General features: G+C 33.8%; 14 protein-coding genes and 6 pseudogenes. 6 read left to right on the top strand and 14 right to left on the bottom strand.

Features of this window, described 5'->3' with window-relative positions; genetic code table 11:
• Nucleotides 1–172: 172 nt before the first annotated feature.
• From ABLV90_RS07155 to ABLV90_RS07145, 3 genes and pseudogenes are all read right to left on the bottom strand, one after another.
• Nucleotides 173–781, bottom strand: a complete 609-nt coding sequence (locus ABLV90_RS07155) for an aminotransferase class IV (RefSeq protein WP_069833307.1) — start codon at nt 779–781, stop codon at nt 173–175.
• Nucleotides 781–1924 (bottom strand): annotated as a pseudogene (locus ABLV90_RS07150) (chorismate-binding protein). Before ABLV90_RS07150 ends, ABLV90_RS07155 begins: the two are co-directional and overlap by 1 nt.
• A complete protein-coding gene (locus ABLV90_RS07145) occupies nt 1908–2501 on the bottom strand; it encodes an anthranilate synthase component II (RefSeq protein WP_069833305.1) in 594 nt (197 codons plus the stop codon). The pseudogene ABLV90_RS07150 and the gene ABLV90_RS07145 overlap by 17 nt, the downstream one beginning before the upstream one ends.
• Before the next feature lie 253 nt (nt 2502–2754).
• Between ABLV90_RS07145 and queC the strand changes: the two genes are divergently transcribed.
• The 5 genes and pseudogenes from queC (at nt 2755) to ABLV90_RS07120 (ending at nt 5711) form a co-directional block, all read left to right on the top strand.
• Nucleotides 2755–3426 carry a 7-cyano-7-deazaguanine synthase QueC gene (gene queC, locus ABLV90_RS07140; RefSeq protein ID WP_069833304.1) on the top strand — a complete coding sequence of 224 codons (672 nt, stop codon included), beginning with the start codon at nt 2755–2757 and terminating at the stop codon, nt 3424–3426.
• A gap of 1 nt (nt 3427) precedes the next feature.
• Nucleotides 3428–3854 (top strand): annotated as a pseudogene (gene queD / locus ABLV90_RS07135) (6-carboxytetrahydropterin synthase QueD).
• Entirely contained in the window at nt 3847–4563 is a 717-nt protein-coding gene (gene queE / locus ABLV90_RS07130) for a 7-carboxy-7-deazaguanine synthase QueE (RefSeq protein WP_460872410.1), read from the top strand. Before queD ends, queE begins: the two are co-directional and overlap by 8 nt.
• 238 nt (nt 4564–4801) lie before the next feature.
• Entirely contained in the window at nt 4802–5395 is a 594-nt protein-coding gene (locus ABLV90_RS07125; RefSeq protein WP_460872409.1) for a hypothetical protein, read from the top strand.
• A 64-nt stretch (nt 5396–5459) separates the two neighbouring features.
• Entirely contained in the window at nt 5460–5711 is a 252-nt protein-coding gene (locus ABLV90_RS07120) for a GlsB/YeaQ/YmgE family stress response membrane protein (RefSeq protein ID WP_460872408.1), read from the top strand.
• Between the two features lie 298 nt (nt 5712–6009).
• Here the strand turns inward: ABLV90_RS07120 and ABLV90_RS07115 are convergent, their stop codons facing one another.
• The 11 genes and pseudogenes from ABLV90_RS07115 to norA all read right to left on the bottom strand — a co-directional run bounded on the left by ABLV90_RS07115 (nt 6010) and on the right by norA (nt 19373).
• The gene (locus ABLV90_RS07115) at nt 6010–7074 is read right to left on the bottom strand and encodes a glycosyltransferase family 2 protein (protein WP_460872407.1); all 1065 of its coding nucleotides are present in this window, start codon (nt 7072–7074) and stop codon (nt 6010–6012) included.
• A 596-nt stretch (nt 7075–7670) separates the two neighbouring features.
• Nucleotides 7671–8511 (bottom strand): annotated as a pseudogene (locus ABLV90_RS07110) (aldo/keto reductase).
• A gap of 233 nt (nt 8512–8744) precedes the next feature.
• Nucleotides 8745–10094, bottom strand: a complete 1350-nt coding sequence (locus ABLV90_RS07105) for a hemolysin family protein (protein ID WP_285323633.1) — start codon at nt 10092–10094, stop codon at nt 8745–8747.
• A gap of 303 nt (nt 10095–10397) precedes the next feature.
• Nucleotides 10398–11555, bottom strand: coding sequence for an N-acetylglucosamine-6-phosphate deacetylase (gene nagA, locus ABLV90_RS07100; RefSeq protein ID WP_427705278.1), 1158 nt, complete (start codon nt 11553–11555; stop codon nt 10398–10400).
• 218 nt (nt 11556–11773) lie between these two features.
• Nucleotides 11774–13702 (bottom strand): annotated as a pseudogene (locus ABLV90_RS07095) (fructose-specific PTS transporter subunit EIIC).
• Nucleotides 13689–14627, bottom strand: coding sequence for a 1-phosphofructokinase (gene pfkB, locus ABLV90_RS07090; RefSeq protein WP_427707568.1), 939 nt, complete (start codon nt 14625–14627; stop codon nt 13689–13691). Before pfkB ends, ABLV90_RS07095 begins: the two are co-directional and overlap by 14 nt.
• Complete coding sequence (locus ABLV90_RS07085) at nt 14624–15382, bottom strand: DeoR/GlpR family DNA-binding transcription regulator (RefSeq protein WP_460872405.1); 759 nt, start codon at nt 15380–15382, stop codon at nt 14624–14626. Before ABLV90_RS07085 ends, pfkB begins: the two co-directional genes overlap by 4 nt.
• Nucleotides 15383–15608: 226 nt before the next feature.
• Nucleotides 15609–16097 (bottom strand): Cys-tRNA(Pro) deacylase, encoded by a 489-nt coding sequence (gene ybaK / locus ABLV90_RS07080; RefSeq protein ID WP_460872404.1) that lies wholly within the window; start codon nt 16095–16097, stop codon nt 15609–15611.
• An 82-nt stretch (nt 16098–16179) separates the two neighbouring features.
• Nucleotides 16180–17053: pseudogene (gene galU / locus ABLV90_RS07075) on the bottom strand (UTP--glucose-1-phosphate uridylyltransferase GalU).
• Nucleotides 17054–17226: 173 nt separating this feature from the next.
• On the bottom strand, nt 17227–17967 hold the full coding sequence (locus ABLV90_RS07070) for a hypothetical protein (RefSeq protein ID WP_460872403.1): 741 nt from the start codon (nt 17965–17967) through the stop codon (nt 17227–17229).
• Between the two features lie 244 nt (nt 17968–18211).
• Nucleotides 18212–19373 (bottom strand): annotated as a pseudogene (gene norA, locus ABLV90_RS07065) (multidrug efflux MFS transporter NorA).
• 195 nt (nt 19374–19568) lie between these two features.
• Here norA and ABLV90_RS07060 point away from each other — a divergent pair.
• Nucleotides 19569–19988: a PPC domain-containing DNA-binding protein gene (locus tag ABLV90_RS07060; protein ID WP_069832673.1), complete on the top strand. Its 420-nt coding sequence runs from the start codon at nt 19569–19571 to the stop codon at nt 19986–19988.
• Nucleotides 19989–20141 lie beyond the last annotated feature (153 nt).

Here is a 20141-nt window from a genome sequence, read left to right as displayed (position 1 = left end):
GTCTATTAGGATTACTTGTGTATCACTGGATTTAATACTATGATACGCCTTATCACGCGTATGCAAATCAAAGGCTAATTTGTCACAACTCTCATATTTTCACGTTGCCGTTTTCTATAATGGTCACCATCTCTGAATTCATGGCAAACCCAATGTTTATACTTTCTATATTCTATAGATAAATTTCAACCTCGGCAACCTCTCGCAAACTATTTATAAGAAAAACCTGTATCTGATTTTTCAATATTTTATCTTTAAAATCGTTTATATTGTAATTTTTTTGCGATAATTTCTCATCATCTATAAGTGATTGTCTCATACAGCCACGTAAGAAATCTTCATTATATAGAGGTGTATAATAGCATCCACCTTCTTTTATCATGAGATTTCCAATATCGAATTCTAATAATTTCCCATTAGAATCATATAACAGCACTAGGTCAGTCTGATGATTATGTGATAAATGTTTTCTAACGGTTGTTTTATTTATTAATTCGGGTTTATTTACATTATCTGCTAAAGGTACTAATTTTGCGGTAAATTTATTTTTATCAGATAATGCTGCAACAACATAATCTAGTGAACCATCTTGGTCTAATAATATTTTTATACGATACACACCTGTAGGATAGTCATTCATTAACATTTCGATTAACTGATTCCATTTCGCTTCATCCAAGTCAAATTTAAGTTGCTCAGCAGACTGTTTTATTCGTTTTTTGTGATAAGGCAAGCGCGGAAACTTACCTTCTTCCAAACGCATTGTTTCAAATAACTGCATTATAATCTCTCCAGTATTTTTGTTTTATCCTTAAATTCTTGTACTTCATCTTCAGGATTAGAGTCTATGGTAATACCTGCGCCTACACCATATATAGCTTGGTCATCTATATATTGAATCGTTCGAATAGGCACATTGAAAATAGACTTTCCGTCTGGCAACAGCAAGGCAACTGTACCACAATAACCATTTCTCGGAGTTTGCTCTAACTTTTTAATATATTTCATGGTATTGATTTTTGGTGCTCCTGTAATAGAACCGCACGGAAATAATGCTTTTAAAATGTGTATGAGTTTAGTCTCTTGAGGTAAAGTCCCTGTGACCATCGACGTCATTTGAAATACAGTGCTGTAGCGTTCTATATGAAATGGTTTATAGACTTTTACAGTTCCTGTCTCTGCGATACGACTAATATCATTTCGTAACAAGTCCACGATCATGACATTTTCCGCTTTATCTTTAGCTGAATACATTAACGTATGTAAATTTTGCTTGGTCTTGCGTTTCAGAATGCCCTCTAGCTATAGTGCCTTTCATGGGTTTACTTAATAATACATCTTTCCGATTTTCAAACGGTCCACGTTGAAAAAATAATTCTGGTGAAAGTGAAGCTAACTGTACTTCATCTGTATCTATTAAAGCAGAATAAAAGCCATGATTTTGACGCTGTAACACTTCATATAATGTAGCAATCGGATAATGTATATCATCAGTCAAACGTGTCGTATAATTCACTTGATATGTATTACCTTCAATGATTGCAGATTGAACTGCTTTAATATGGGTGATTAATTGTGATTTATTTAATTGAAATTTAAAATCACATTTTGGTATGTATCGTTCTTTTTTGTCAGTTAATGTTATATCTTCCTTTTTGTCGAAAACATAAGCAGTTGCAAAAACATATTCATCCTTTATTTGTACTGTAGCCATCTGTTCATTGAAAAAAGGCGCCGCTTCATAGGGTAAATACAATGCTACATAACCACCTTGGCATTGATGCATTTCTGCAAATTGTATAACACTTCCTACTTCGTCTAAGTGATATGCGATTAATTTATCTTTACACTGCGTAAATTGGTATTCGTGGGTTTCATATTCTGATTCGTCTAATAAATAGCGATAATTAAATTGTATTTGCATGAGCACCCTCCACGATTTCTATAAATAATTTTATTTGTTCAATGCCACATTCACTCAGGATAGATTCAGGATGGTACTGTACACCATAAACAGGTAATGTTTGGTGTGCACATGCCATAATGATACCTTCTTGATTCGTTGCTGTGATTTTTAATGTTTTTGGAAATGTCTCAGTATCAGCAATCAAAGAATGATATCGCATAACATAAAATGTATCGGCTAAACCTTTAAAAATACCACTATTATCATGTTGAATTTGAGTTGTGTGACCATGAATCGGTTTATAACCTTTTATAATATCTCCACCAAAATAAGTCACTAATTGTTGAAATCCTAGACATACACCTAGAATTGGAATTTGTTCTAAAAAAACTTTTATAACCTCATTTAATATAGGATAATCATCAGGTGATCCTGGTCCTGGAGAAATAACGATAGCATCAGGAGAAATTTGCGTAATCTTCTCCATAGAAACTTCTTCAACATCTACCACATTAACTGATCCACTGAAACTTTGCTTAATATAGTCTACAATATTGTATGTAAATGAATCTTTATTATCAATGATTAGTATCATTTCATCACCTCTTTATGTATCTTTCACTATCTATTATACTCATTATCCCAAATCTCAACTTGATTTTACAGTTTAAATGTATTATTCTTATCACCGTATAAATGAATATAAAGAGGTTCCTAGCTGACACCCTCTATAAAAAACTAGACACGTAAACAACGTCTATCTTTTTTATAAGGATAGGCGTTTTTTTATGGTGTCATAGCGAAATTGAGTAAAAGCTAGTATGACATTATTAAGGAGTGCAAGATATATGACGCAACAATCTTTAAACAGTAATAAAGCCATCGTCGTTTTCAGTGGAGGACAAGATAGCACAACTTGCCTATTTTGGGCAAAGCAACATTATGACGATGTCGAATTAGTAACATTTGAATATGGTCAAAGACACGATACAGAAATTAAAGTAGCTAAGCAAATTGCTGAAGCACAAAATGTAAAACATCACATATTAGATATGTCTTTACTTTCTCAACTTACACCAAACGCATTAACACAGCATGATATGGATATTGAAGTTGGCGAAGACGGCGTGCCAAATACGTTTGTACCGGCCAGAAATCTTTTATTCTTATCATTTGCGGGTGCGCTCGCATATCAAACAAATGCGAAACATATTATTACTGGCGTTTGTGAAACTGATTTCTCTGGATACCCTGACTGTAGAGATAGTTTTATTAAATCAATGAATGTTACTTTATCGCTATCTATGGATAAAGATTTCGTTATACACACACCATTAATGTGGTTAGATAAAAAAGAAACTTGGGCACTAAGTGATGAACTTGGCGTACTAGACTATATTAGATACAATACGCTCACTTGCTACAATGGCATTGTTGGTGAAGGTTGTGGAGAATGTCCTGCTTGTGAATTAAGAGCACGAGGTTTAGACGCTTATCTAAAAGAAAAAGGAGCTGAATAACATGTTCCAACAAAATTACCCTAGCGTTCAACATCCTTACAGCTTTGAGCTTAATAAAGACTTCAACTTTTCTGCAGCCCATTATATTCCTAGTGAAGATGCTTGGAAAATGTATGCGTACACATGGTCATACCTACTTCGTAAATTTAACAATTGGTGGCGATACATTAGATCATAATGGTTTTTTAGTGAATTTTAGTGACCTAAAAAAATTAGTTCATGACCAATTCGACCACCATTTACTCAATGATTTACCTCAATTCAAAGGTAAAAGTCCATCAACCGAAATCGTTGCACAGACAGTTTATGAAATGGTGCAAGCTTCATTAAATGAACGAGACAACCAGCCTAAATGTCTACAAGTTTATGTTAGAGAAACACCTACGAGTTATGTTGTCTATAGACCAAAGGAGTCCAAATATGAGTAAAATTCCTGTTTTAGAAATCTTCGGTCCAACAATTCAAGGTGAAGGCCGTGTGATTGGACGAAAAACGATGTTTGTTCGCACAGCTGGTTGCGATTATCGTTGTAGTTGGTGTGATTCTAGCTTCACTTGGGATGGTAGTGCCAAAGAAGATATACGCATGATGACCGCTGAAGAAATATACGACTCACTTTATGAAATTGTCGGTGAATCATTTAATCACGTCACAATTTCTGGAGGTAACCCTGCTCTGATTAAAGGCATTCAGGATTTAGTCGATCTTTTTGAAACTAAAAACATTTATAGCGCATTAGAAACACAGGGGAGTAAATTCCAACCTTGGATGACACAAATTGATGACTTAACTATTAGTCCGAAACCCCCAAGTTCAAAAATGAAACCTAATCTACCAATATTAGATGAAGTTATCAAAAATTGTATACCTGCTTCTTTAAATTTAAAAGTTGTAGTATTTGATGACCAGGATTACGATTTTGCTAAAATGATACACCATAGATACCCTACGATTCCTTTTTATTTACAAGTAGGTAATCCCTACCTAGATGGTGATTACGTCGAATCACATACCGAAAAGTTATTATCATTATATGAAACACTCGTCGACCGTGTCATGACAAGTAGTGATATGAATAATGTTTATGTCTTACCACAGCTACATACATTACTATGGAGTAACAAAAAAGGTGTTTAAATTGAGTATTTCGTCCGATACGTTGTATAATGCTTCTTATCCGTATAACGGTGTCTCTATTTTTAGTGACTTTAAATCGTTAGGATAACTATCACTGCTAATATATAAAAGGAAAAAAATTTGTTTCTATTTAACCTAATATTTTTATGTAAATTTAAATAATTAATTGTTATTAAATGATTAACGTAATATTAATTGGTATAATGTTGCAGTGAAGTATCTAGGTTAGGAGAGCAACATGCTAATAAATATAATTATAAATATAGTCGCGGTATTAATTATTCTCGGAATTGGTTTATATCGTCAGAATTTCAAACAACTTAAGTTTAGCTCTATACTCATTGCTTTATCTGTAAATGGTCTCATCAATTTATTTCTCGTCGGTGAATATGACTACATCGCATTTTATACAAGTGCGCAACTCATCATTTGGACCATATTACAATTGTATATAAATAGAAAAGTAACTGTATACGTTATAACAGACCAAAAATTCATTGCGGTTGTTCTTACTATTATAATGAGCACATCCTTAATACTTACTTATAGTACAAGTCATGATTCATTTTATATGTCTATTCCTTATTTAGCCCTGACCATTTTTATCATAGGCGCTATCATGCTTTTTTATAGCACATTTCAACCAAAGGAAAAAGAACAACTTAAATTTATGAATCGTATTCGACGCCCTATCTTTATCGGTCAAATATTAATTATTGCATCGTCGTCAGTAATGACGCTATTAACGCCTTATTGGTATGCTTTTGTAATTATTCATTTATTGTTTATATCATTCTTATTATGGCAGAATATATTTTCTTCACATAAATGATTAACCTTTTATATTTTGTGGTATAGATTAGAAGTCGAACGAATAATAAAGGAGGCAAATCAATATGGGCTTTATACTTATGTTAATAGTCGGTGGTTTAATCGGTTGGATAGTCGGTGCTATCGTAGGTAAAGATATACCAGGTGGTATTTTAGGTAATATTATCGCCGGTATTGTAGGTTCAGCGCTAGGCTCTTGGTTACTTGGTGATTGGGGTTGGCATTTAGGTGGCATCGCGATATTCCCAGCACTTATCGGGACAATCATTCTAGTAGCAATTGTTTCATTTATTTTCGGTAAGTTACGTAAAAAATAAAAGCAAAAAGTAAAATTACTAATCTAAAACATTAATAATTTAAATCAAGGAAATAAACCAAATGCCTTTGTAGCATTTGGTTTATTTTTTTAGTTATGCAACACCTTGAGTCAATCTTTGTTCCTCAATTTTATTATTTAATTCCTATTGAAAATGGCATTGATTTGAATCAACTCCTGACGAATTAATAAAGTACTAGCCGAAGTCTAAAGGCTAAAGCTGTGCTCTCAGAAAAGCGCATACAAAAAAATGCCAACAAAGTCAGAAACTTTGTTGACACTCTATAACAACCTAAATTTTATCTGCTTTTAACAAGTTTTTTCTCTTCTTCGTCTTCTTTAACCTTACTTTCATAATTTTGATTATGTTGTTTGAAACGCTCATTCATATCTTCTTCAAAGCTACGCTCTACTTTTTGACTCGAGCAATTTAAGTTCGATGCCTGTACAATATATTTCGGGCGTTGTTTGACCTCGTAATAAATACGTCCAATATATTCTCCAACGATTCCAATTGAAATCATTTGTATACCACCTAGTAGTAATATCGCAACAATAGTGGAGAAATAACCTGGTGTTTCAATGCCATTAAACACAATGCCCGCAAAACTATAACCGATATACAACAAACTGATAAAGAACACAATAAAACCAAGATAAATCATTGCACGTAAGGGTTTGTTGTTAAAGGATATCAAGCCATCTATACCGTAATTTAATAATTTACCAAATGACCATTTAGATTCTCCGTCTTCTCTTTCTACGTTTTCGTAAGTAAACACTTTGGTGTTATATCCAATCCATTCATATAGCCCTTTTGAAAAGCGGTTGTATTCATCTAATTCAGTCAATGAATGCACTGCACGTTGACTCAGTAATCTGAAATCGCCAACACCATCTTCCAATTTAATATCCTCTACAAAATGATTAATCATTTTGTAATACAATTTTGTCATAAATTTTCTAGCTGGTTTTTCGTTCTTTCTGTCACGCTTCGCAACAACTTGATCATAACCGTCCATATAGCCAGCAATCATTTGGGGTATTAATTCAGGCGGGTGTTGTAAATCAGCGTCTATCATAATTGCTGCGTCACAGTCTTTACTATTTTGGAAACCTGCAATCATTGCAGATTCTTTTCCAAAATTACGACTAAACGAAATAAATTTCACATGGTCATCTTTAGTCGCTACATCTTGAATAAATTTTATTGTTTGATCTTTACTACCATCATCTACAAATAGTAAATCGTAGTCATATTGATGATATTGACTATCTTTTGATAATATTTCAGTCAAACGTTGATAAGTCTTTAATACTACTTCACCTTCATTATAACAGGGTACTATAACTCTTATTTGCATATTAAACACCTTCATTTCAATTACTTCAATTTCACTTTATCAATTTTTATCACTATATTGCTATACTAACCAATTAGATTTACACAATCTTTATATAGCCTTAATATTCATTGCTCAAACTTAACTTAGTCAACTTGTTTTTTAAAAATATCTAGTTATTTAGGTTAAATACATCTTAAAAAAACAGAGCAAAATGATTTAAGCGTTACAAAATAAGATAAAACCTTGAAATTTAAATGTGGTTACTAATATTGTTCGGTATTAAAATTATTAAAAGTTATAATTTGTAACTTTAGTCTATCAACTATTTGATGAATTTGGAAACAAAACCCTTTATTATCGCTACTAGAACTATTTGAAACCCTCTTGTTTTTATACATTTATAAACATATCGTTTGTTTTAAGTGCTGATAACTAATGCATAGTAAGGGCCAGAGACTACAAGTTCGAGCCTTATTATAAAAAATTAGACAAACATGCACTTAAAAAAATTTAAAAAGCTTAAATTAAAAGCACCAATCTATTAAAAAAACTAATAGATTGATGCTTTCTATTTAAGCTTGTAAGATTTACGTCCTAGGTTGTGTTATCAATTCTTATTTTAAACTACCTATACGTACTTTATCTGGATCATTTCCTTGACGGTCATCACAATTCAAACGATCTATCTCAGCGATGTCTGTCAATTCCAAATTAAAGTCGAAAATATCATAGTTTTCTTTAATGCGTGCTTGGTGTTTTTGATTTTGGAATAATTAAGCGATCATGTGACAAATGCCAACGTAATACAATTTGGGCTGGCGTTTTACCATAACGGCTTGCCATCTCTGTGATCAATTCATGTTCTAATAAACCTCTATTTCTCATCAGTGGCATCCATGCTGTCACAGCGATATCATGCTTATCACAAAAAGTTTGTAGTTCATGTTGATTGAAATATGGATGCACCTCTATTTGATTCACAGCGGGTACAATGTCAGTTTGCGACATTAATTTTTCTAAATGGTGCGCATTAAAGTTACAAACACCTATTGCACGAACTTTGCCCTCTTCATATAGTTTTTCCATGGCTTTATAAGTTTCAACAAATAAACCATCCGCTTCACATGGCCAGTGTATTAAAAATAAATCTAAATAATCAGTACCTAAGTTTTCTATTGATTTTGTGAAAAAATTGATTGTATTGTCATAACCTTGATAATCATTCCAAATTTTTGATGTAAGAAATAAATCTTCACGCGGTATCTCAGATTGTTTTAATGCATTACCTAATGCTATTTCATTTTTATAAAAATAAGCGGTATCAAATGCACGATAGCCCGCTTCTATGGCAGCTGTTACTGCGGGTTCCATTTCTTCATCTGTAATTTTATATACTCCAAGACCCACTCTCGGCATTGGATAACCATTATTTAAATAATACACGTCTTCTAACATGATTTAATCCCCCTTCAACTAAGTTGAAATTATTTTAAAGATATATCGTTATACTCTGTTCATTATAGCAATACATAATACTTGAATCACGCATATTTATTCCAATATCAACACTCCACTATTATGTTCATATAACGACAGTGATTAGAGCCGATTTATGTGAAAAAAGATACAAAAAAAGCTATCGACAAAATCAGAGACTTTATCGATAGCTTAAATGTATAAGACAATGATTAATCGTTATCTTCATCGTCTTCATTATTTTCAGGTGTCGGACGTGTTGCATTGTATTCAACTTCTAATAAAACAGTAATAATTTGATGGTTATCGACTTCAGACATGATCCAACGATCATATTCCGTATCGACATAATCGTTTTGTTGTAAGTTTGTATTATGTGCTTGCAACCAACCACCGATTGTATCAATGTCTTCAGAATCAGCAAATTCAATGCCGAGCTCATCATTTAAATCGTCTAATAATACACGACCACTAATTTGATATCTGCTGTCCGTTACTTTTACAACATCGTTTACTTCATCGTCATCAAATTCATCACGAATTTCACCAACGATTTCTTCTAAGATGTCTTCCATCGTTAAGATACCTGCCGTACCACCATATTCATCAATAATCAAACTGATATGAACATGTTCACGTTGCATACGTACTAACGCATCACTTATACGTGTCGTTTCAGAAATCATTGGTAAATCATGAACGTAATTACCTACTTTAATAGGTTTACCTGAAGCATATTCTGTTAAAAACTCTTTTACATTAAGAAAACCTTTCACATGATCTTTGTCCCCATCTTCTGTAATCGGGTAACGTGTGAATTGATGTTCTTTAATCGTGTCTAACAGTTCATTTACATTAAACGGTTCGTTCAATGTAGCCATTTGTGTACGTGGCACCATGATGTCTTTGGCTTGTCTCTCATCAAATGAGAAGATATTTTGCATATAAGCCAATTCTGTTTGGTTTATTTCTCCACCGTTATAACTATTGTTTATTATAATTTTTATTTCTTCTTCTGACATTGCATCGTTATTTGCATCAGGATCTACTCCGAACATACGTATAATCATTCTTGAAGAACCATTCATTAGCCAGATTAACGGTTTCATAACAGCGCCGAAGTAATACAATGGTCTAGCATATATCAACGCTACTTTCACAGTATGTTGAATGGCCAAAGTTTTTGGTGCCAATTCACCGAGTACTACGTGCAAGTAGGTCACAATGATAAATGCGACAATAAATGAAATTGTCGTTGTTAACGCTTCAGGTAAATTAACTGCTTCAAATAATGGATGCAATAATTTACTGAAGGTCGGTTCACCTAACCAACCTAATCCTAAAGATGTCACTGTAATACCCAATTGACATGCTGATAAGTAGTAGTCCAAGTTTTTAATCATTTTTTTCACTATACGTGCATTACCATTGCCTTCTGCTACGAGTTGTTCAATTTTTGTCGCGCGGACTTTCACTAATGAAAATTCCGATCCTACGAATACCGTTGTTAATGCTATTAAAAAAACAAATAATGCTAAATTTATTATGGTCACAGTTTCCAATTAGTTCCCTATTTCTAGGGATTCACCTCCAAATATCGTGTCACAATAGATGACCGTACATAAGATTCATTGCTATGTTGCATTTTCATGTTATATACTAAATCCTTCCCATTGGTGACACCTCCCGAAAAATACGCATTTCTTCTATTTTATCACAATCTTAAGTCATCATGTAAATTGTACGTATGAAATTTTATTTCTCTAACTTAACATTTAAACGCAAATTTTCAGTTGCGTCAACTTTTTGATTCAATTTACACTTTACATAATACATTTTAAAATGAGTTAAATTCCAGTTTGTTATTAAGAAAATTTGTGTATTGCGCCTGCTTTTATAGTAGTTTGAACTGTAATTTCATCATCTACAATAACGATGTCTGCGTCTTTCCCAACCTTCAAACTTCCTTTTTGCGATTCGATATTTAATGCAATTGCTTGATTTAAACTTGTTACACGCCATAAATTATTTAGTGTATCACCTGTGTATTGTATTAGATTTTTCAGCCCTTCATTCATTTTCAGTATGCTACCCGCAAGTGCGCCAGATGCTAACCGAGCTTCAGAACCTTTTACAATAACATTTTGGCCACCTAAATCATATTCACCATCTGGCATACCTTTCGCTCTCATTGCATCAGTAATTAAGAAAAAGCGTGTGTTTCCCTTTTGTTTATAAGCAATTTGTATCGCTGTAGGGTGTGAATGAATACCGTCCACGATAAGTTCAGTACTTAAGCTATCATTTGTCCACGCCGCACCAAAAACGCCTGGTTCTCTATGCTCGAATGGTGTTCCGGCATTATATAAATGTGTCACATGTTTAGCCCCACGTGCTACCGCTTCATTTGTCTCATCAAAAGTTGCAACCGTATGCCCAATAGAGAAACGTATTTGATTATGTAACGCTTCTAATGTTTCATGAGCACCTTCAACCTCAGGTGCAAATGTAATCACTTTAATTTGGTTGTTCGCTGTTTTTTGAAATTGTTGTACTTTCTCTATAGACGGTCTTTGTACATAGGCTGGATTTTGCGCTCCTACTTTATGTTCAGAAATAAATGGTCCTTCCAAATGTATACCTACGATGTCAGCTGCTTTTAGAACGTCTTGTTGTTTCTGATATTCAATGATGTTTTCTAATGCTTTTGTAATATTATCATCCGACTGTGTCATTGTTGTTGCTAAGAAACTTGTCGTTCCTTCAGATAATAGTGATTCTGCTAAATGTTTCAACCCTTCATATGATGCATCCATTGCGTCTTCTCCATAACCACCATGCATATGGATATCTATAAAACCTGGTAAAACATGCTGACCTTGAGCATCATAAGTTGTTAACGCACCTTCATAATCCCCCTTGCCTATATCAGTAATTTTATCGTCCTTAACAATAATATATCCTCGCTCTATTAGTTCTGCTTCAGTATAAATTCTCCCATTTTCAATCACATATTCAGCCATTTTCTCTACCTTCTTTTCTTTGTTTTACGCTATGTGTCTATTTCAGCATTTCGTTTCCATTTTACCAAACTTAAGTCCTTTATTATATTCAAAAGTTTTTGAATTTCAGTATCACATATAAATAAAAACCAGCAGAAATACTCATTAACTTGTGAGCTTCTACTGGTTTTTCTATATTTATTCAATTTATAAAGCTTGATGCTTTAGTTAGCTATAACTTAAGAACTTTGTATTTCTTCTTCTGTCACTTTTGGTTTTAACAAACCATAAATGATTGCTCCTACGATAGATCCTATAATAATCGCAATGAGTGATTGTATCACGTGGCTGAAATCAGTACCTACTATAACAAAGATGCCGCCATGTGGTGCTTGAATTGAAGAACCTAGTCCTAACGCGATTGCACCTGCAACCCCTGAACCTACCATCATTGATGGAATGACTCTTAGTGGATCAGCTGCCGCAAATGGAATTGCACCTTCTGTAATGAAAGATAACCCCATTACATAGTTTGGTGCGATAGAGCCTTTTTGTTCTTTAGTGAATTTCTTGCGGAAAATTAACATCGCTGTTGCAATTGCGATTGGAGGTACCATACCACCAATCATCGTCGCTGTAATTGGTGCGAGCATTGCCTTCCGTTAACAGCCGCAGTCGCAAATACGTATGCCGCTTTATTAAATGGTCCACCCATATCGATAGCCATCATTGCACCAATGACTAATCCTAAGAGCATAATATTCGTTCCTGATAAACCTTCTAAACCATTAAGTAGTAAATTATTCAACCACGACGCTGGAGGGTTTAATACATAAACCATTACTAAACCTGTGATTGTTACTGATAATACTGGGAAAATTAATGTAGGTTTCAAACCTTCTAATGATTGAGGTAAACCGCTTGAAAGTTTCTTAATACCTTGTGTTAAATAACCTGCTAAGAAACCTGCAAGAATACCTCCGATAAACCCTGCATCACCTGAAATGGCTAACATACCACCAACTAAACCAGTCGCAAAACCTGGTTTATCTGCAATACTACGCGCGATATAACCTGCGAGAATTGGGATAATTAACGCAAAGGCACTCTGATTACCAATATTCCATAATTGTTCAGCAAATGCATTATGCTCAGAACTATTTGGATCATACGAGTTTGGTCCAAATAAGTAGGCGATTGCCATTAAAATACCACCGGCAATAACAAGCGGTAACATATTGGAAACACCATTCATTAAGTGTTTATAAATTGTTTTACCAAAGCCTTGTTTTTCATTACTTCCAGACTGATTTGACGCTTTATGATTGCCTTTGGCTACAAATGGTTTACGAGAAGTGTCTTGTGCTATATTGATCAGTTCTTCAGGGCGTTTAATACCATCTGCAACTGGTACTTCCACAACATTTTTACCATCAAAACGGTCTGTTTCCACATTTACATCTGCTCGCAACAATAACACCAGTTGCGCGACGAATATCTTCATCAGTAATGTGATTTTTAATGCCGCCTGAACCATTCGTTTCAACTTTTATTTTTACGTTCATTTTTTCAGCTTGCTTTTTCAAAGCATCACGAGCCATGTAAGTATGTGCGATGCCTGTCGGACATGCTGTAACAGCTAAGATATAGGGGTCATCTGAATCTGTTGCTGTCGTTGTCGCGACTACTTCTGCTTCCTCTTCTTCAGTTGCTTCATCATCTGCTTTATCTATAATTTGAAGCACTTCTTGTGGAGAATTTGCATGAAGTAAATCTTCACGCACTTTTTCATCCATTAAAATACCTGATAGCTTAGCTAATGCATCTAAATGTGTTTGTGCTCCACCTTCTGGCGCTGCAATCATAAAGAATAAATGTGCAGGTTGCATATCCAAACTTTGATAATCAACACCTGTTTTGGATTTACCAAACGCAATCGCCGGTGTGTCTACTGCCGCTACTTTTGCATGAGGTATCGCGATGCCTTCACCAATACCTGTAGTACTTTGAGATTCACGGTTATGAATCGCTTCTTTAAAAGTTGTTACATCATTGAGTTTGCCGGCTTTATCAAGTCGCTTCACTAACTCATCAATAACACCGTTTTTCTCTGTTGAAGAAAGGTCCATTGCAATTGTATCTTTTGTTAATAACTCAGTTATTCTCATCTAATTCACTCCCACCTAATGTTGTAATCATCACTTGTGACTTAATATTTTCAATAGACGCTCTCGTTGCTAAGTCATCGTTAAATGCTGTTGCCGTCCCAGCCGATACAGCTTGTTTAAATGCTTCTTTAATAGATAAACCAGAATTCAGCCCCGCAACCATCCCCGCTACAGTACTATCACCTGATCCCACTGTATTTACTACTTGTCCATTTGGTACAAGTGCTTTATAACTTTGTTGCTCATCTACATATACAGCTCCATCTCCACCAAGAGAGATAATGACTGAAGTGGCACCCATTTTCAAAATTTCACGCCCATAGCTCATTACCTCTTTATCTGAAGTGATGGTCGTATCGAACATCACTTCTAATTCATCTTTATTTGGTTTGATAAATAATGGGTGATATTTTAAAACGGATTCAACGAGTTCTTTTTCAGCATCAACGACTAGTTTCGCGCCTGTATCTTGCGTAATTTCCGCAATTTGTTCGTATGCGTTAGCAGGTACACTTTTAGGAATACTACCCGCAACAATAACTGTGTCGTGTTCTGAAGTATCTCTGATTTGTGTTAATAAGGATTCAAATTGCACCTTAGTGATATTAGGTCCTGGTGCATTAATTTCGGTTTCATTACCTGTTTTCAATTTGACATTAATACGTGTATCTTCACCGACATGTACAAAATCTGTATCAATTTCTGCTTGTTTTAATGTTTCTTCAATAAATCTACCTGGAAATCCACCTGTAAAACCTAACGCTGTAGATTGGACACCTAATGTTTTCAAGACCCTTGAAACGTTTATACCCTTACCACCTGCAAATTTATTTGTTTCAGTTGCTCTGTTTAACCCATTAAGCTCAAATTCATTTGAAAACATAATGTAATCAATAGAAGGATTAAAAGTTACTGTATAAATCATAATGTTCCTCCAATAAAATTATATTTTTCAGCATAATATTGAAAAGTCACGCCTTGCATCGCTTTTGCAGAAGTGACTAAGGCCACATTCTCTAGTAAAGGCACATGTGCGAAATATACTTTTTCATATTTAGCATGGTCTACTAATACATAAACTTGCGTTCCTAATTCCATAGCATGATGCTTTATGATTGCTTCTTGTTCATCTGGTGTAGTCAGTCCATATTTCATGTCAATGCCGTTCATACCGAGAAACACTTTATCAAAACGATAACGATTCAGCGTCTTCAATGCACTCGCACCTACTGTCGCAAATGTTGTTGCTTTAACTTCTCCACCAAGAATGAGTGTTCTAATACCTCGTTTTAGTAATTCTTCTACGTGCGTTAAACCATTTGTTACTACAATAATGTCATTTGCATTAATATATGGGATCATTTCTAAAGTTGTTGAACCCGCATCTAAAAACACACAATCGTCATCATCTATTTGGCTCATTGCTAATCTCCCAATTTCTTGTTTTTCTCTTAGATTGGTACTTCTTTTATCAGCCAAATTAGGTTCTAATAAAGATGATTGATTTAGCTTTGCGCCGCCATGTATTCTTTTTAACTTTCCCATTTGTTGCAATTTTGATAAATCGCGACGAACTGTTGAGGCACTACTACCTGTTCGATCAATCAGTTCTTGTAGTGTTAAAAAGTCTTTTTGTGACAATTCAGCCAATATTAACTCGTGGCGTTTTTCCGTGATCATCGCTTCACCTCATCTCAACACTATTATAATGTTTCCGTTTTCATTTTTCAATCATTATTTACCAAAAACAATCAAAAACAATCAAAAATATGACACATTCTTTTCAAAATCTCTTCATTTAGCTATCTGCTTTAAAAATAAAATCAGTTTTCATTTATTTCATAAAACAAAAAAACCATAAAGCAGGAAATAATCCGTTACTTTATGGTCATTAGCTTAATGATATTTAATTATGTTCATCATGCGTCACTTTTTTAACTTTTGCTCGTGTTGTTTTAATTAAATGCGCTACATTTATTTTAATTTGTGTACCACGTGCTCCACCACTGACATAGATAGCCTCCAACTCTTCAACTTGTGTATCAATAATTGTTAGGAATTGCCGTTTCATACCAATCGGGGAACAGCCGCCACGGACGTAGCCAGTCACTTTTTTTAAATCATCAAGTGGCATTAAATGTAATTTCTTTTCATTAACTGCTTGCGTCGCTAACTTCATATCAAGAGAGGCATTTACAGGAATAATAAATACAAAGTGCGCATGCTTAGCATTTTCTAACACGAGTGTTTTATACACTTGTGCTACATCTACACCGACTTTTTCAGCTACAGTCTTTCCATCCATATGACTTTCTGATACCTCGTAAGTATTGACGCAATACTCAATTTTCAATCGATCGAGCATACGCATTGCATTTGTTTTAACTTCCTTCATTACAACACCTCATATCATATGTTGGTAATAGTTCACTAAGTTATAACTGATATCAATCATACTTTTATCTAAAATCTAATATTTATTTATCTAAGTCTAAGTTTTTTATAAAACGAGTTAATTCTTCATGCATAGATTCATCTTTCAAAGCAAATTCAATCGTAGTTTTCACAAAACCTAATTTTTCACCTACATCAAATCGATCGCCTTCAAAGTCGTAAGCATAAACTTGATCGTGTTTATTTAATCTTTCAATTGCATCCGTAAGTTGAATTTCTCCACCTGCACCTTTGCTTTGAGTTTTTAAATAATCGAAAATATCAGCTGTAAGAACATAGCGACCCATAATTGCCAAATTAGACGGTGCAGTGCCTTGTTTTGGTTTTTCAACGAATTGATTCACTTCATATTTTCTACCTAATTTTTCTAATGGATCGATGATACCATAGCGATGCGTTTGGTTTTTTTCTACTTCTTGTACTCCGATGACAGACTTTCCAGTTTCTTCATAAGCTTCTATCAATTGTTTAATCGCTGGATTATCAGATTCAACAATATCATCACCTAAAAGCACAGCAAATGGCTCATCACCTATAAATTGACGTGCGGAATAAATAGCATGACCTAAGCCTTTTTGCTCTTTTTGTCTTACATAAAATATATTGGCAAGTTCTGTAGAATATTTAACTTTTTCTAGTAAGTCCGTTTTTCCTTTGTCTTGTAAGATCATTTCTAATTCTTTTTGATTATCAAAATGGTCTTCAATTGCACGTTTATGTTTACCAGTAACTATAATGATATCTTCGATGCCCGCACGTGCTTGCTTCTTCGACTATGTATTGGATTGTAGGTTTGTCTAATATAGGCAACATTTCTTTTGGCATAGCCTTCGTAGCTGGTAAAAACCTTGTTCCTAAGCCAGCTGCAGGTATGATTGCTTTTTTTATCTTTTTCAAAAATGCTCATCCTTTTCATTAAAATATTTTAACTCTGGTTTATATAGAACTCACTCATTTCAATTGATAATATTATCATAACATTGATACTTATTGCTTTATACTGATTTCATAACATAAAAAAGCCGCGCAACTTCAATTTAACATCAGTTTACGCGACTTTTATTCTACTTTTAATTTAACGATGGTTGACGGATTACGTCGCCCGCTTTGTTTACTACAACCTTATACTCTTTTCCTAACTTAGACTCATAAAAAGTATAAAACATACCTTCTTTAGACGTTTTAACTTTTTTGAGCACTGCATTCTCACCGAGCTCATCTTTAGCATACTTTTCAGCAATTACTTTGGATTCTTGAGGTGAAATACTAGGTGCATTAGAAGTTTGTTGGTCTTTCACACGATATGACTTATCAAAAATGTGCGCTTTATTATTTTTATCTACTGTAACCCTATAAAAAGTATTGGGTTGTTCTTTATTTTCAAAAGTAAAAATATAATAATAAGCCCCTTGGCATGTACGATCAATACCATAATCATTATATGCATTAGCGACATTATTATCTTTATTCACAAGTGTTTGTGCTTCTTTTTGTGCATCGGAAAACTTTGGTAAATTAGCATTTCCAATTTCCTTGTTTTTTAGATTGTGTGTCGTTTTTTCAGCTATTGGTACATATGCTTCGGCATTATAAGGTTCTTCTTGTTCAACATCTCTCACTGTCGCACTAATAGTATTATCACTGTTGTGATGGTCGTTACTTTTAGTTTCAGTTCGTTTATCATTGTCTGAACAACTAGAAATTGTTTCATGAACTTTTGCTAGTGCTTGCTGATTTGTAGCTATGAATAAAAGAAAACATAAACAACAAGCAAGAAGGAATGCCATGATTGATAAAATTAAATTTTTCAAGTTCATCCCCTTACTTACATTACTTTTTAATATTTCCTACATATTAGCATATTTTATTAACTCAAAACTTATATAGGCCACAATTTAAACCAATCGTAATCTCTGTAACATTAATATTACGCAATATGACTTTATTTAATCTTAATGTCATATTACGAGTGTTATATCGCACAAATTATATATATTAAAAAGAACGTACGTGTATAAGCCTACGTACGTTCTACTTTATTTATCATTTTTTAAGTTATGATCTTCTAAGGCTCGTTCTTATCATTTTTTCAACTAGAATAACAAACATACCAAGTATCATTACTACAACTGCCATATATAAAGGATATTCAAAGTTAACATCATATAACGTCCCGGCCACTAATGGTCCTATAAAATTCCCCATACTCGTAAAGGTGGAATTTAAACCGCCTGCAAAACCTTGTCGATCCCCTGCAATGTTAGAAAAATAATTCGTGATTGCAGGTCTAATCATATCAAAACCAATAAACACAATGAAGCTGATTAACATGATAGACCAATAACTATCCACAAATGTCAAAGCGAGTAATACAATTGCTGAATATATCAACGAATAATTGATAAATGTGAGTTCTTTAAAATGTTTCATGAATTTATCAAAGAAGAAGACTTGGAATACAGCACCTAGTATACCTCCACCAGTAATTGCAAATGAAATATCTAAAGGTGAATAATGTGCTTTATCTGCTGTATATAGCGGGAACAATGTTTCAAATGCTGATAAGCCAAAAGCAAGCACAAGGGTTAAGGTAATTGGTGTAAGAAAGACTTTCCAATCAATTTTAGTAAGTAATTCAGGTTGATACACTGTAAAACCATCTTGTGTTTCGTTTTTAGGATTTTTAAGCAAGATAATAGAAAGTACTAATGCTAAACAGCCACTGAAGCCTGCTACATAAAATGGTAGCCTATGAGAAAATTCAGCAAGAAATCCTCCTAGACCCGGTCCTAAAATAAAGCCTGAATTAATAATTGCTGACATATAACCAAAATTCTTAGCTTTATCTTTACCTATTGAAATATCTGCAATCATCCCAGTAACACCAGGCATAACCATACCGAGCACTGAACCCACCAAGAATTCTGGACACAATTAAGAGTGAGAAAGTATGACTAGCGGCAAACAAGAATTCTGATATAGCAAAGAGCCCTAACCCAATACAAATAATTAATTTTTTACCTAATTTATCTGCTAACGTCCCACCAAATGGCGAGATAACCATTTGGGCCAATGCAAAGACGGCAACAAGAACCCCTAAATCGCTACCTTTTAATCCTAAATCTTTCAAATAGACAGGAAGAACTGGAACAACTAAACCAATACCTAAAAAGACCAAGAAAATATTAAAATATAAAATTACAAATTGCTTATTCACGTTTCTCACTCCATTCGTTTATACCATTCATATCATGATATGTTCTTTTAATATATATATAATATTAGAGTATTTTATAACATTAATACATCAAAAGACAATAGAAAATTTTGTTCATCTAAACACTTTTATATAAACTATAAAAAAGAACTTGTATACTATAGTTGTAATCAATTTTAAGAATGGAGGTTTCACATGGTATATCAAGTTGACGGAAAGACAATTGTGCTTGTTTTAGAGCGAGGCGAAGACATTGTAGAATCAGTGACAGATATAGCTAAAGAGCAAGGCGGTAAATTCGGTACAGTAAGTGGCATCGGTGCTTGTGACGATGTAGAACTTAATTTTTATAACATAGACACGAAAACTTATGAGAAAAAATCCTTTAAAGAACCATTAGAATTAATTAGTCTTTTAGGTAATATTTCTCACATCGATGACAAACCATTTGCGCATTTACATGCAACCTTTGGGACTAATACTTACGCAACACTTAGCGGTCATTTAACGAAAGCGGTCGTTTCAGCTACAGCCGAAATTGTAATCACTATGACCGACTTAGATATTAACCGTAAACATGATGAAGCAATTGGCCTTAATTTATTAAATTTATAACTGTATACTGACCAGTGGATAGCACGCAGACCCGTTGCACTATCCACTCATTAAAGACTGATGAAAAGTTTCCACATATACGTGATTCATCAGTCTTTACTTCTTTCCTAGCTTAAATTATTTAACCTTTCATTTAATCATTCTTTTAAAATA

The organism is Staphylococcus sp. 2S1 (assembly GCF_046721335.1).
GTDB classification, from domain to species: Bacteria; Bacillota; Bacilli; order Staphylococcales; family Staphylococcaceae; genus Staphylococcus; species Staphylococcus equorum_A.
This window is presented reverse-complemented; position numbering and strand designations above follow the sequence as displayed.